The organism is Bacillus sp. SJ-10 (assembly GCF_002843505.1).
Taxonomy (GTDB): Bacteria; Bacillota; Bacilli; order Bacillales; family Bacillaceae; genus Bacillus; species Bacillus velezensis.
This window is the reverse complement of sequence record NZ_CP025258.1, coordinates 1,562,036-1,576,306: the sequence shown is the minus strand read 5'-3', so window position 1 is coordinate 1,576,306 and position 14,271 is coordinate 1,562,036. Positions and strand designations below refer to the sequence as shown.

Here is a 14,271-nt window from a genome sequence, read left to right as displayed (position 1 = left end):
TTTACTATCATAATTCATTGACTTCTGTCCATCAATTGCAAAATGAGACGGTTCGGACGGACGGAGAATTTTTCCTCTTTATATCCAGTGTAGCGGTTCAGACGATCCTTATTCAAGAATGACTTTTTCCCTGCAAAAACGGCTCCATCACAAAAAACCCAAAACCTGCGGCGTTTTGGGTTTTTTCAGCTTATCTTATGCTTGGGCCTGGCGTTTTTTAGACGCTTCGTTCACTTGTTCATCCGCATGGTAGGAAGAACGGACAAGCGGGCCTGCTTCACAGTGGCTGAAGCCTTTTTGCATTGCGATTTCTTTCAGTTCGGCAAATTCGTCCGGATGATAATATTTTTGGACTTTTAAATGTTTTTTCGACGGCTGCAGGTATTGGCCGATCGCCATAATGTCGACATTGTTCGCAAGCAGGTCGTCCATCACTTCAATAATTTCTTCCTTCGTTTCGCCGAGACCGATCATAATGCTTGATTTCGTCGGGATGTCAGGCTGCATTTCTTTCGCACGGCGCAAGAATTCCAAAGAACGGTCATATGTTGCGCGGGCCCGGACTCTCGGTGTCAGGCGGCGGACGGTTTCAATGTTGTGGTTCAGAATATCAGGACGGGTATCCATTAATGTTTTCAGGTTGTCGTAATTTCCGCCCATATCGGATGGCAGCACTTCAATTGTCGTGAACGGGCTTTTTCTGCGGATCGCCCGGACCGTTTCCGCAAAGACGCCTGCTCCGCCGTCTTTCTGATCATCACGCGCTACGGCCGTGATGACGGCGTGTTTTAAATTCATCAGCGCGACGGAATCAGCTACGCGTTCCGGTTCCTGCAGATCCAGCTCAGTCGGCAGACCCGTTTTTACAGCGCAGAAGCGGCATGCTCTCGTACAGACGGAACCGAGAATCATGAACGTCGCCGTACGTCTGACAGCCCAGCATTCATGGATGTTCGGGCATTTTGCTTCTTCACATACGGTATGCAGATTATTTTCACGCATTAATTTTTTCAGACCCGTATAGTTTTCATTCGTGTTCAGCTTTATTTTGAGCCATTCCGGCTTTCTCAGATGCTCGTCTTTCTTTGCCATTTCCCCATCATCTCCATTATCCCTTTATTCATGTTCGTGTGCGAAAAATTTCTATTTCACGATGGATATAAAACTTGCGGATTTCTATTCAATAGTCACTTTAACATAGGAAAAATTTCTCGACAAGGGAAGAGAATTACTTACATTTTCTCGGATTGTTGCCGCAAACTATGTGTATTCAATCCTGAAAGGAGATCATGTTGTGAAAGTTCTGTTATCTGCCCTTCTCCTTTTATCAGTTTTCTGTCCGGCTGCAAGCGGGAAAGAACAATCGGCTCCTGTTTACGGCGAACGGATGCAGTTGTACCGCAAAGCCGAAGCAGTCACGCAGATTCCTTGGTATGTGCTTGCGGCGGTTGATCAATATGAAGAAAATGTCCGCTCGAACCGAAAGGATCTGCCGGAAAAAGCGGGAATCATCAGCATTTATATTCCGGATCATTTGTGGAGCGGCCCTGAAAATCCAAATCCTAAGGACGATGCGCCTCTCAGCATTAAAGTATTTGACGGGATCGGCCTTGACGGCGACGGCGACGGAAAAGCCGAGGTCAGCAATGATGAGGATATCCTTTATACATTTGCACAGTATTTAGCGGGATTCGGAACGGATCTTGACCATATCCGCATCGGCCTCTGGAATTATTACCGCCGTGATCAGACGGTCGGCATTATCACCGAATTCATGACACTGTTTAAAACGTTCGGCCGCCTTGATCTCGGAGAGCACGCCTTTCCGCTTCCCGTGAAGACGGATTACAGCTACCGCAGCACGTGGGGCGCCGCCCGGGGTTTCGGCGGGCGCCGGATTCACGAAGGAACGGATCTGTTCGCCAATTACGGGCTCCCCGTCAGATCGACCTGCTACGGTATTGTTGAAATGAAAGGCTGGAACCGTTTCGGAGGCTGGAGAATCGGCATCAGGGATATCAATAACACGTATCACTACTTCGCTCACCTGAACGGCTTTGCAAAAGGTATGCATAAAGGCCGGATCGTCAAACCCGGAGAGGTGATCGGGTCTGTCGGAAGCTCCGGATACGGACCGCCGGGCACCGCAGGAAAATTTCCGCCGCATCTTCACTACGGGATGTATAAAGATAACGGCAGATCGGAATGGTCCTTTGACCCGTATCCCCATTTAAGGGCATGGGAACGAAAAGAAATCCGCAGGAAAAAGTAAACACACAGCCGCCAGGAAAGATTGCGGCTGTGTGTTTTTATTTATCTTTCTTCTGTTTTTCATTCGGCAGCTGGACGGAAGGCGTCACACCTGACCCGCCGCTTCCGTTATAAAACTGCGGCACCTCTCCTTGAATCGCTTTAATGGAGACCGGAATATTATTTGTCACGACTGATGTCTTACTGGCAAACGGAATAATGACCTTTACTTTAATTTCCACAAAAATACTGATATCGATCAGGGCATTGTTAATGCCGTACGGCTTTATTTTTGTTTTCACATCAGTTAACGCATCTCCGATCAGGTTAAAGCGCACGGGGATTTTCGGCCCGAGATTTCCGAGAATGCTGTTTCCCGTGACCTGCCCTAAGGGAATATCGATCATAATTTCATCGGCCGTTTTCGCGCCTTTTTCTGTTTCATGCTGCTTATTGTTCGACTCCGCTTCCTTCAGATGAGCCTGAAGCTGCTTTGTCACTTTCGCCTTCATGCTGTTGACCATTTGTGTATTAAAATCCATCGTTGTGACTTTTCCGTTTTCATCCGTTTTCATATCGACCATATCTTTCACATTGTCGCTGTGAGACATGTATTCTTCAATGGATTCCGTAATGACCTCTGTCGCCACCCGTTTGGTTTCCATTTCTCCGATGTTCATCAGCACCGGTTTGATTGAGGAGTTGATCATCCAAAGGCTGATGACCGTCGATATGATAAAAAAAGCAAACGACAGAAGAAGCACATATCGAAAAGGCAAAGGCCCTCTCTTGCGAAGAGCGCTCCGGTATCTAGGCAAGAAAAATCCCCCCTTACATATCACAATGTATGCTTGTAAGAGGGGACATAGTATTTTATTTTTACTCTTAAAAAGTCCCGCTTACCTTTACTCGGATGAGATGGAACGGCGGGCAGCTATACGACATTACGGCTGCCGCGCGAGCTTCCAGGCGAGCAGATCCCTTAAAAACTCAGGCATAAAGTATTGTTTTTCTTTTGAATCGCGGATGTAAGGGAACAGCTTTCCGAGTGTAAACATGTCGAGAACGGCAACCGAGTATATCCGCTCCGGATCAATCTCTTCTCCGTTCACTTTCACATTGAGGAGATGCGTCACACCGTCTTCAAGAATGCCGGCCTCTGCCTCCGCTCCGGCATATACCATCCTGCCCATCACTTCCCCGCGGAAGCCGAGACCTTTTATCCGCAGCTGCTCCATTTGTTCCGAGGCGGCCTGGCTGATTGTTTCCTGGAGTTCCCTGCCTGAAAGACGAACGGCCACCGGATTGATCGGATGAGGGCAGATGCGGTGCAGGTCAAGCTTTGTGACAGGCCCCTTCTGTAAAGGCCCCAAAATGACGCCTGAATTCACCATGCTGACTTCACAGCCGCACCAGCTTTTCAGCGCTTCGGCTAATAGAAGCGGGAGCGGCGATTCCTCAAACCACTTCACGCCGGCTTCTTCATTCAGGTTGGCGACTTGTTCGGAGAGCAGGTTTTCCGCTTCCCTTTCTTTCTCTTTCAGAAAAGCCGCCGTATCTTCAGATTCCCCGTGCCAATCAGCCATTTTCTGTACAGATGCCTGTTTGCTGACAATGGTTCGTGATTCACTTTCTATCGTCAGCTCGACACAGCCGACATAGTTCCCGTATTTCTCCGCACATGCAAGCAATACACCGTTTATGTCCTGTCCGTCCTCAAGAAGGTGGTGCGTATGTGATTCAAGAATGACATCGATGTCGGGAAATTTTTCCGCTGCGGCCCGGTCATCGATCAGGCCTAAATGAGAAAGCAGAATGATGATATCCGCTTTGCCCTTGATATCGTCAAGTGATTCTTGAATGCTTTTTTCCGCATCCGTCACCGTCCAGCCTAGTTTTTGATAGACGGGATAATACGGCACCGTGACGCCCAGTATGCCGGCGGTCATCCCGTTTTTCAGCGTTTTGATCACGTAGGGCTCGGCCCATTCCGGCCGCTGTCCGTCCGCGTCAAACAGGTTGGACACAATGACGGGAAACGCGGCATGGGTATATAAATCCGCCAGCTCATCGTGAGGCAGCGTAATTCCTTCATTATTCCCGACGGCAGCCGCATCAATCTCAAGCCGATTTAACAAGTCGACATTCGCTTTGCCGAAGGTCGCTTCCGTTATCATTTGGAATCGGTCCATATGATCGCCGATGTCGAATACGAGTGTTTCCTCCCCGTCTTTTTCATGTTCATTTCTCTTCTGCTCAATATAATGTACGATTTTCGGCCAATTTTCGAAATGGCTGTGCAAATCATTCGTATGATATAAACGGAGCTTCTCTAACATACCATCTCTCCTACCTTTTAGCTGAATATCCCTTGATAAATCAATTCACAGCCGATCAAAATCAAGACGACCCGCATGAAAAGCACGATCGTTTTCGTCTGCACCCGCTTATTGACCCACGCGCCCATTTTGCCGCCGAACCACGCGCCCGGAACGAGGCACAGCGCATACAGCCAATTGACATGGCCCTCTGCGATATGTGACACGGAACCCGTCACGGAGGATAAGAAAATAATGAGCATTGACGTCGCCACAGCCACTTTCGGCGGGAACAAAAATAACAGCATCATGGCCGGAACCATAAGAGAGCCGCCGCCAATGCCGAAAAGACCGCCCAATAAACCGACGAAAAAGGCAATCACGATACCGGTGAAAATACGGTACGAATATGTATAAAGCTCACCTGATTCATCCTCATATGTCCGGATCATGCCTTTATGCGCTTTATTGACCGGTTTTGCTTTCGCCTTCAGCATTAATGTAATGGAAATCAAAATCATAAAAAGTCCGAACCAGACGGAAAACGTATGCGCATTAAAAAGTTTAGACAAATACGCGCCGATGATGCTTCCCGGGCCGGAGCCGATAAAAAATATCAGTCCGCTTTTGTAGTCAACGGTTTTATATTTCATATAGGCCAGAGTTGATGACAGGCCCGTAAAAATAATCACCAAAAGGGACGTGCCGATGGCAGTCTGCGGTGTTACGTCATGAAAAAACGGAGTCATCGTGCTTAAATAGAGCATCGCCGGCACGATGATAATTCCTCCCCCAAGCCCGATCAGGCTGCCGACCGTTCCCGCGATAAATCCTAATATGATCAAAATAAGATAAGACATGTGTCTTGAAACCTCTTTTCTAGCTGAATAGGTCGAGCTGCTTCGGAGCAAGCCCGGTATATGAGATATCTAACATTTCAAGCATCTCAAGCCCGTTATCGGCGGCGTCTCCGCCTGAGTTATTGTTGAAGAGCACATACAGATTGCGCGACTGCTTTTTCAGCTCCTGAAGATTGTTTTTCCAATCTTTGAGCTCCTGTTTGTTATAGCGGTATAAATATCTGACTTCACGCCAGTTTTGTCCGCCGTCTGGTTTGATCCAGCCCTGCTTGTTCCGTCCGTGAAAACGGACAAGCGTTTTTTCTTCATCCGTTGCTTTCAGGACGGTCGGAATGCTGCCCTCGCCGATTTGCGGCTCGTCACATATGCTGTGAATCCAGCCTTCCTCCTTCATAAAGGAAAGCGTCTGCTCGTAAAATGGCGGGGAAAACCAAGACCGGTTGCGGAATTCAAGCGCGCACGGAATATCGCCCATCTGCTGCCTGCACCATCTTAAATATGCGACGTTTTCTTTCTTGCAGTCAAACCACGGCGGGAATTGGAACAGCACCATGGCAAGCTTTCCATGCTCTATATACGGCGATAATGACAGCTTAAACGCCTCAAACATTTCTTCCTTCGATTCAAAGGGAATATCGCCGCGCTGATGGCCCGTCATTCCTTGATATGCCTTAATGACAAATTGAAAAGATTCCGGCGTCTCTTTGACCCATCTTTCATTATTGCGGGCGGGCTGTATCGCGTAAAAGCTCGCGTCCAGCTCAACGATGGGAAAATGGGAGGAATACGCCTGCAGTTTTTGCGGGCCCGCCGTTTTAGGCGGATAGATGCTGTCATGATCCCCCCACCCCGTCAGTCCGATATAAATCACAATCCTTCACCTCTCACTCTAGTTTATCACAGGTGTTTTTCTCTTTCCGTTTCCATGTTTTTTCTGAATGCACTTTTCAGGAACCGGTATTGATGTTCATTGGTGTCCGAAAATGCCTCATCTCTGGAAGAAAGAATGTGCTGATAGACGATCGGCTCTGAAAACTGACCGCTCGTGAAATCATATATCTCCCCGTCTATTCGGTTATAAAAATGCCAGCTTGTGCCGGTTTTTGTTTTGAGAATGTCACCGCCGTAAACATCTTGGATGACTAAAGCCGTCACGCCGCACTGGCCTTTGGCCGGGCAATCTTCCGTCCATTTTGTACTAGTCTTGCGCGACCACGATGCCGTTAATATGTTCAAGATTTGATCATACAATGTGTTTTACTCCTTTTTATAAAAAGATACCACGAGACCCGCTTTCCAAACGACAAAAAAAGCCGATTCTCATCAGAGAATCGGCTCTTTTATTTCAGAAGGCTTCAGGAATGTTCCGAAAGCCCCGCTCTGCTTACGACCGCCATCCTGGTACACACAGCGCCCCTTGCTGTAGGTCGCAGCAATTCGGTATGGAAAGGTGCGGCCTTCATACAGGCTTTGCTTATGTTTGGAAAACATCGTTTCTTTTGTGACGGTAAAAGGTTCCGGCCGAACAATGGCAAAATCAGCGTCAAATCCTTCTTCAAGCCGTCCTTTATTCGTTAAACCGAAGCGCTCGGCCGGTGCTTCGGCCGTCCATCGGGCCACATGTTCAAACGGAATCCCATGATCGATCGCTAATTGAATCATGCCGAGAAGCGTAAATTGGCCTCCGCTGATCCCGCCCCACGACAGAAACATATTATCCTCGCGTTTCAAAGACGGATGACAGGGAGAATGATCCGAAGACACCATATCAATCAGGCCCTCAGCCAAAACCCCGATCAATTCCTCTTTATCAGCCTCTGAGCGGAGCGGCGGAGCGCATTTGGCAGCCGCCCCTTTTTTGAGGAAGTCTTCAAAGCTGAATAATAAGTAGTGCGGACACGTTTCAACGGTGACATCCAATCCGTCTTTTTTCGCCTGCTGAATGGAGAGCACGGCCCGTTTCGTGCTGATATGTACAAAATGAAGCGCGCATCCCGTCGCTCTTGCATACTCAATCGCCCGCTGCACAGCCTCGCATTCGGCCTCTTCCGGACGTGAGGAAGCGTAAGCGCGGGCATCAATTTTCCCTTGGAGCGCGTACTCGGCTTCAAGGAATCGGGTGAGGGCGTCGCTTTCTGCGTGCAGAGCCAAAACCTTGCCGCACGCCGCGATTTCCTTCATTCCCTTTAAAAGAGTCCGTTCATCGGCTGATTGAAATTCATCCGTTCCCGATTTAGACAGAAACGCTTTAAACCCGATTGCCCCCGCTTCTGCCATCGGCCGGATATGTTCGGTATATCCGGGCATCAAACCGCCCCAAAGCGCAAAATCAACCGCTGACTTTCGTTCGGCGATTTCCGCCTTTGCCAGCAGGTTTTCAGCAGTTACCGTCGAAGGGATGCAGTTAAGCGGCATATCAAAATAAGACGTACAGCCGCCGGCAGCCAGCATGTTTGAGCCGGTTTCAATGCCTTCCCATTCTTCGCGGCCGGGTTCATTGAAATGCACGTGACAATCGACCGCTCCCGGAAACACATACATGCCGTCCGCCTGCACCACTTGTTCCGCCTTTTCGTCAATGCCGGGCCCGATTAAGGCAATTTTCCCGTCCTTGACGGCGATATCAACCCGCTCTGTTCCGCCTTTTCGCACAGCTTTCGCACCCTTTACAATTACGTCATAGGCCATTTTATCTTCCTCCCTGTAAGGATGACGATTTTCTGTCAGTTTTTATCACAACATGCGTCTATGATTGCCAGTTTACTGCTACTATGATCGTAATACATCAGCAAAACCGCTATAATTTTTGATGATTTTTATTCATATTAACCAATGGTTGTCTTTAGAACCTGAAAGGAGATTGACTGATGAATATTTATGATGTGATGAAGATTCCCGCTTATGAGCGGGCCGCATTAATCGCAGGCAAATCCGGCGGCTGGAGGGAGGTGCAGCACGTCAACATGATGGATGCGCCGGACATCGCTGATTTTTTACATAAAAACGAATTGCTCGTCACGACGGCTTACCACTTGAAGGACCGCCCGCAGCTGTTGAAAGATTTGATCCGCCTCATGGCAAAACGGGGCTGCGCGGGACTGGGGATCAAAACGAAACGTTATCTTAATGTCATTCCGAAAGATGCCGCGGAGCTTGCCGACCGGTATGAATTTCCGATTATTGAGCTGCCGGAAGACATCAGGCTCGGAGATATCGTCAACGCCACTCTGAGCCATATTCTTGATATGCGTTCAAATGAGCTCCAGCAGGCCATTTACGCCCATAAAAAATTTACAAACCACATCATGAGCGGCAAGGGGCTGCAATCCCTGCTTAAGAAGCTCTCAGACATTCTCCGGCTTCCCGTGCTGCTTTTGGATCAGCATACAAAACTCTTATCATCGTCCCACCGCATACCCATTGACACGTCTTTATTGAAAAACATCTGTTATTCCCTTTCCGGGCCTTATTTCACCTGCTTTTCCATGCTGTCTGACAGAAAGGCGTATTCTGTCCTTCCGATTCTGAATGTTGAAAAAAACTGCGGTTATCTGGTGATTCCGGAGCTGGTGCAGACCGCTGATAAAGGCATGATTTTGACAATTGAACAGGCGGCCAACGTCATTTCCTTTGAACTGCTGAAAGAAAATGCCGTCAAACAATTCGGCAGACGGGCGCGCAATGAATTTTTCAGCAATTTCATCGACCGCTCGTTTACCGGCCATGAAGAAATCAAAAGCCGCGCCAAAGAATTCCGGCTCCGCTGGGATCAGAAATACATGTGCATTTGCGGAAAACTTGACCGAAATGAGAAAACGATCAGCTTTACCGAAAATCAGCTCGTTTCCGATCATGTATTTGATCTGCTTGAAGGAGAGCTGTCATCCTTTCCGTTTCCCCCTCATCTCTTTATTAAAGGAAATGTCGGTATTCTTTTAATTGAAGCGACAGACAGCTGGAATGAAATGCACGCGTCTGTCATCAGCTTTTTGGAGCAGTTTCAAAAGCAGGTCCGGACGCAGTTTAAACGGACTGTCTCCTTCGGCATCTCAAACATATGCCAAAAGCTGATCGACGTCCCTGACGCTTTTACCGAAGCTTCAGACGCCATTTCATCCGGGCATTTGTCCAGAAGCGCGGAGTTTATTCAAATCTATCATGCCAAAGACGTGCCGGAGCTGCTCCGCCTGCTTCCCGCGGAAGATGTGAAAAAGTTTTACGAAGCCACCCTCCAAAGCCTGGCCGACCGGCAAAAGGAGGACCAGAGCCTGCTTCATACGCTGTCTGTTTACCTGGAGACCCACTGCCAGATTTCAGAAACGGCTAAGCGCCTGTACGTCCATCGAAATACGGTGATCTATCGTTTAGAAAAATGCGAGGAACTGCTCGGCAAAAGCTTAAAAGATCCGGAAACGACGATGCGCCTGCGGCTCGCGCTGAGAATGCAGCGGCTGATCGGTTAAGAAATCGTTAGAGACAGGGATGCGGGTGTTCTCCCGCATCCTATTTAAGTGGGATTGATTCAGCTTAATTCTCAAAAAATGCTGCCGTCAAAATCTGCTTCCATTGACATCATCAGCCGTTAGTTATGATTTTCAGCAGACTCTAATCTAAACTAAAAAAGCCTTTCCCGAAGAAAAGGCTTTTGCTGTTCAAGTCTGAAAACGATCCGAAGCAGTTTGAAAGGTATCATGTGTTTTTTCCACTGTGTTCACACCCAATCCGCATACTAAAGATAACGACAGACCCAAAATAATGAAGATGCTTTTTTTAAAATTCATACAGGCATTCTCCCCTTTGAATTTGTGTTTGCGTATCTACCATTTTTTTATGATAAAAATAAGACGTTTCAAATTCCTTTGAATCTGCATAAATCGAAGCAGTTTCACAGGCGATGTCTTCAACATATGAATAATTCTTATTTTTCTCCAGGTATTCGATCGTATCGTTTATCCCTTGCTGATTCACAGCGTCTACATAAAGAGCTTTGAGATAGCCTTGTAGTGACTCAAAAAGCTTATCCCCTTGGGATACTGCTGCCGATAATCCTTTCTTACTCGCTTGCATTCCTTCAGCCATTTTCCCTTGTTTAAAAAGAACCTTCGCATAAGAAAACAAGGAATGAGGTAAGTTACTCAGCTTTGCTTTTTCTGTAATTTCAACAGCTTGTTTCAAGAAGTTTTCAGCCTGTGAATGTTCTCCCCTATCAGCGTAATTTGCACCCAAATTATAAAGAGCAGAACTAATCAACCTACTATTATCTAACTCTTTCGATAATTTAAGAGCCTTTTCAAGGTGCGGCTGACTCTTCTCATAACGTTTAAAATCACAATAATTCCCTGATATGACAAATAGACATTGAATTTTCCGGACCTTATACAACTCATACTGATCGTAAATATCGAGCGCTTGCTTTACGTGATGCATGGAGACGTGGCTTTGTTTCATACCGTAATATGCTTCAGCCAGTTTAAAATGAAACTCCGCTCTCTCAATTTCATCATGCACATGAACGAGTTGTTTTTCAGCCTCTTTATAAAAGCCGATCGCCTTTACATACTGCTTTTGATCAAATTCATACATGCCGCGGAAAAATAAAGAATAATAGCACAGCAGGCCGGAAATTCCTTTATTTGATGCTTCAATTTTTTCCAGCAGCTCGTCAATTGTCGGTCTCACGCGGGTAGTCACCGGTTCTAAATAATCCAGCATAAGCTGATGGCGGAATTTCATGAGGGTGTAGTAAATCAGTAGATACTCGTCTTCTTCCATCTCATTTATTTCTTGTTCCACTTCCGCTTTCAAAATCTCCGCATCCGGAACACTGAACTGACGTATCATTTTGTACCATTCATTAATCTTAACGCCAACCTCCGATGATGGTAAAACAGAACTCACAAGGCCACTCCTCCTTTTATATCATATTCTAACATTTCCAAAATTATGTATGTCCGCAATAAAACCGCAAAATTTCATTTGTCTTGATCATAAATCTTAGTTTTGAGTTTTAAGTCTACAACAAAAAAGAAGGCCTTATGCAGCCTGCTTTTTTTTGAGAAATTTATCTAAGATGAAAATAAATAATGTGAATAATAGAGACATCATCAACATGTCCAGTATAGTTGCATTAGAATTTTCTTTTACTAAGAAGAACCAGAGAAGCTGTAAAACGAAAGAAATCACAAAATACAATATGTACCTAATACTATTCATGTCAATCCATCCCTTCAATGATCCTTATTGTCCTATACAGCGTACACTGAACCATGCTGGAATCTCCCGGTAATGATGAGTAAATATATGCAGAATGAACTGGAGCTGATCTAATCACCTAAACTTATTTTAAAATTTCAAAACGTGCAATTTCCCACTCTTTTTTTGCTTTTAGCGGGATTGTTTTTAGCTTTTTGCCTGATTTCAAATCATAAGACGTGATGTCTCCAAGCTTCTTATCGCGCTGGATATCAAAGTTTTTGAGTAAAACATACATCTCTCTGTCAGTGAATTGAACATCATTCATTAATTTGTTATCATCCCCAGCATAAAAATCAAAAGAGTTTTTCTTAACCATTTTTTTATCAAATATCTGCAGCTTCCCATCAAAAGAAACGGCTAAGACTTTATCTTTTACTATTTTCAATTTTGCAGGATGAAACCCTTTCTCCATCTCGACTTCTTTTTTCACCTTTAGCGTCTCTTTGTCTATTAATATGAGCTTAGAAATCTCTTTCTCATTCACGTTATCATTAACTGCCAGTACAAATGTATTTTCATCTAAAGCTTGGAATGCATCCTTTTCATCCATGAAGTATATCCCTTTATTCGGTATGGATGCCTTGTTCTCTTGCTTATTTGTCTCTGGGTTAATTGAAAGGATGGACATACTTTCTTCATCACTTGAAATGACATAAATTTTATTTTTAGCGACGATTGCTGATCCAAGTTCTCCGTCAAGCTTTATTTGTTTCTTGTTTTTTCGGCTGTTTTCCTTCCAATATACCAATTCACTCTCCAGCCCTTTGTCTGTATATCCAACGTTAATGTCATGGATGATATAACCGTCAGAACTTCTTATAAAGAAAGCACCTTCATCCTCAGTTGTTTTTGACAAACTCTTTTCATTTATTTTGTTTATTGTTCCGGTTTTATTGTCTATCATCAAGTGATTATTGCTTCTATTTGATGAGAAGTACGTATCGTTTTTGTTATGTGAAGACATCGTAAAATTTATACCACCTTTCAATTCCAAGCTATCCATTTTAGTACCATCTTCACTGTAAACCCCAATCTCACTTCCCCTATCTAAAGTGTTGGAAAAACCAACAATAAAACTCGCATTGTCAATATCCTTTAATACAGTCTTTTGATTGCTGCTTTTTTCCTCTTTTTCATTCCCAGTTGGGATGAGACCGCAAGAGGTTGTGACGATCAGTATGCAAATGAAAATAAACAGGGTTTTAAGTCTATTCATTTTTTTCCTCCCTATGAGATAGCAAAAAGCCTCCGGATACCCGGAGGCTTTTGATTCTTATCCTTGCTGCGTGAACGGCCGGGTCTGTGTCTTTTTGCCCCAGCCAAGCGCGGCCAGAAAACTGATGGCGAGAATGGCCGCTCCCAGCATATACGGAAATTCCATATTTACATCAAAGAGAAAACCGGCGGCTGACGGTCCGGCGATATTCGCTAAGCTGATGAATGAGGTGTTCATCCCTCCGGCAAACCCCTGCTGGTCACCGGCGAGCTTCGACAGCATCGTATTAACCGCCGGCCGGAGCAGCGATGTCAGCGTCAGAAAAAAGATTGCCGCAGCAAAAACAGTCCAATAGGAACCCGCAAACCGGCACCACACAAGTCCTGCAGCAGCCCCGATCAACGTCACGTTAATGACGCGCTTTTCCCCGAACTTGCGGACGAGATAACTGACGCCGACCGCCTGCACAAACACGCCGATGAGACCCGCAGCCGTAATAATAAAGGCAATATCAGAGGCTTTAAATCCGTGTTTATGGTCAACGTAAAGGCCGAAAACAGATTCAAAGTTCATAATTCCGAAGTTCAGCACAAAAACCAGAATCAGCATAAACGCGAACGGCGACTTGAGCGCGCGTGACATTTGCTTAAACAGATGCTCACGTTTTTCCGTTTTTGCCCGGGCTTCCAGCTGCTTTTCACGTCCCAGCGTTTCGGGCAGAAAGAAAAATGAAAGCACACTTGAAAACCAGGCGAGACTTGCAGACACGATGAACGGCACAGACATGCCGTAATGAACCAAATAGCCTCCGACACCGGGCCCGATGACGACACCGAGCGTCATCGCCGCGCTGAACAGCCCCATTCCTTTCCCGCGTTCTTCTTCGGTCGTAATATCCGCTATGTAAGCGAACATTGACGGCATTAAAAACGCCGCGCCCATTCCGCCTAAAAGCCGGGATGCGAACAGTTGCCACAGGCTTCCGGCAAAGGCGAAGATCAGTTGTGACACGGCAAAGGCGGCGATGCCGAAAATAATCAGTTTCCGCCGTCCGTATTTGTCGGTTATTTCCCCGGCAATAGGCGCAAATAAAAGCTGTGTAAGCCCCGCCGCCGCAACAAGCAGACCCATCGTGCTCCCCGTCGCACCGAATTCGGTAATATATGCGGGCATAATCGGAATAATCAATCCGATTCCAAGCATCGCAATAAACATATTCAGCATTAAAATTGACAATCGGCCTATGTACGCCATGATTTCTTACCTTCTCCCCAGACAAACAGATGACCATTCCATATTTGTCATTTTTTATACCATTCAGTATAACGGGCAAAAGGGAAAAAAGTCCAGATGATTTCAATCTCGTTTTCAT

At 46.1% G+C, this 14,271-nt stretch carries 12 protein-coding genes; 2 read left to right on the top strand and 10 right to left on the bottom strand.

What is annotated here, in order from left to right:
* Nucleotides 1-195 precede the first annotated feature (195 nt).
* The gene (gene lipA, locus CXL14_RS07980; protein WP_003151923.1) at nt 196-1,092 is read right to left on the bottom strand and encodes a lipoyl synthase; all 897 of its coding nucleotides are present in this window, start codon (nt 1,090-1,092) and stop codon (nt 196-198) included.
* 202 nt (nt 1,093-1,294) lie between these two features.
* Here lipA and lytH point away from each other — a divergent pair, with 202 nt between their 5' ends.
* The gene (gene lytH, locus CXL14_RS07975) at nt 1,295-2,272 is read left to right on the top strand and encodes an L-Ala--D-Glu endopeptidase (RefSeq protein ID WP_014418799.1); all 978 of its coding nucleotides are present in this window, start codon (nt 1,295-1,297) and stop codon (nt 2,270-2,272) included.
* Nucleotides 2,273-2,309: 37 nt separating this feature from the next.
* Here the strand turns inward: lytH and yunB are convergent, their stop codons facing one another.
* From yunB to CXL14_RS07945, 6 genes are all read right to left on the bottom strand, one after another.
* Nucleotides 2,310-3,068, bottom strand: coding sequence for a sporulation protein YunB (gene yunB / locus CXL14_RS07970; protein ID WP_014418800.1), 759 nt, complete (start codon nt 3,066-3,068; stop codon nt 2,310-2,312).
* Nucleotides 3,069-3,194: 126 nt separating this feature from the next.
* Entirely contained in the window at nt 3,195-4,589 is a 1,395-nt protein-coding gene (locus CXL14_RS07965; RefSeq protein ID WP_014418801.1) for a bifunctional metallophosphatase/5'-nucleotidase, read from the bottom strand.
* 17 nt (nt 4,590-4,606) lie between these two features.
* Nucleotides 4,607-5,428, bottom strand: a complete 822-nt coding sequence (locus CXL14_RS07960) for a sulfite exporter TauE/SafE family protein (RefSeq protein ID WP_007613562.1) — start codon at nt 5,426-5,428, stop codon at nt 4,607-4,609.
* Nucleotides 5,429-5,447: 19 nt separating this feature from the next.
* Nucleotides 5,448-6,299, bottom strand: coding sequence for a DUF72 domain-containing protein (locus CXL14_RS07955; RefSeq protein WP_014418802.1), 852 nt, complete (start codon nt 6,297-6,299; stop codon nt 5,448-5,450).
* Between the two features lie 26 nt (nt 6,300-6,325).
* A complete protein-coding gene (locus CXL14_RS07950; protein ID WP_007408736.1) occupies nt 6,326-6,679 on the bottom strand; it encodes a YunG family protein in 354 nt (117 codons plus the stop codon).
* A gap of 72 nt (nt 6,680-6,751) precedes the next feature.
* On the bottom strand, nt 6,752-8,116 hold the full coding sequence (locus CXL14_RS07945; protein ID WP_014418803.1) for an allantoinase: 1,365 nt from the start codon (nt 8,114-8,116) through the stop codon (nt 6,752-6,754).
* Between the two features lie 179 nt (nt 8,117-8,295).
* On the opposite strand from CXL14_RS07945, the gene CXL14_RS07940 reads away from it, so the two are divergent.
* On the top strand, nt 8,296-9,891 hold the full coding sequence (locus CXL14_RS07940) for a PucR family transcriptional regulator (RefSeq protein WP_014418804.1): 1,596 nt from the start codon (nt 8,296-8,298) through the stop codon (nt 9,889-9,891).
* Between the two features lie 307 nt (nt 9,892-10,198).
* Here the strand turns inward: CXL14_RS07940 and CXL14_RS07935 are convergent, their stop codons facing one another.
* From CXL14_RS07935 to CXL14_RS07920, 3 genes are all read right to left on the bottom strand, one after another.
* The gene (locus CXL14_RS07935; protein ID WP_014418805.1) at nt 10,199-11,326 is read right to left on the bottom strand and encodes a Rap family tetratricopeptide repeat protein; all 1,128 of its coding nucleotides are present in this window, start codon (nt 11,324-11,326) and stop codon (nt 10,199-10,201) included.
* 439 nt (nt 11,327-11,765) lie between these two features.
* Entirely contained in the window at nt 11,766-12,899 is a 1,134-nt protein-coding gene (locus CXL14_RS07925; RefSeq protein ID WP_014418806.1) for a hypothetical protein, read from the bottom strand.
* A gap of 57 nt (nt 12,900-12,956) precedes the next feature.
* A complete protein-coding gene (locus CXL14_RS07920; RefSeq protein ID WP_101287752.1) occupies nt 12,957-14,153 on the bottom strand; it encodes an MFS transporter in 1,197 nt (398 codons plus the stop codon).
* Between the last annotated feature and the right edge of the window lie 118 nt (nt 14,154-14,271).

Excerpts from the sequence above, each read along its gene's own strand:
- lipA (WP_003151923.1), bottom strand. The coding sequence starts at position 1,092 with ATGGCAAAGAAAGACGAGCATCTGAGAAAGCCGGAATGGCTCAAAATA.
- CXL14_RS07965 (WP_014418801.1), bottom strand. The coding sequence starts at position 4,589 with ATGTTAGAGAAGCTCCGTTTATATCATACGAATGATTTGCACAGCCAT.
- CXL14_RS07960 (WP_007613562.1), bottom strand. The coding sequence starts at position 5,428 with ATGTCTTATCTTATTTTGATCATATTAGGATTTATCGCGGGAACGGTC.
- CXL14_RS07945 (WP_014418803.1), bottom strand. The coding sequence starts at position 8,116 with ATGGCCTATGACGTAATTGTAAAGGGTGCGAAAGCTGTGCGAAAAGGC.
- CXL14_RS07940 (WP_014418804.1), top strand. The coding sequence starts at position 8,296 with ATGAATATTTATGATGTGATGAAGATTCCCGCTTATGAGCGGGCCGCA.
- CXL14_RS07925 (WP_014418806.1), bottom strand. The coding sequence starts at position 12,899 with ATGAATAGACTTAAAACCCTGTTTATTTTCATTTGCATACTGATCGTC.
- CXL14_RS07920 (WP_101287752.1), bottom strand. The coding sequence starts at position 14,153 with ATGGCGTACATAGGCCGATTGTCAATTTTAATGCTGAATATGTTTATT.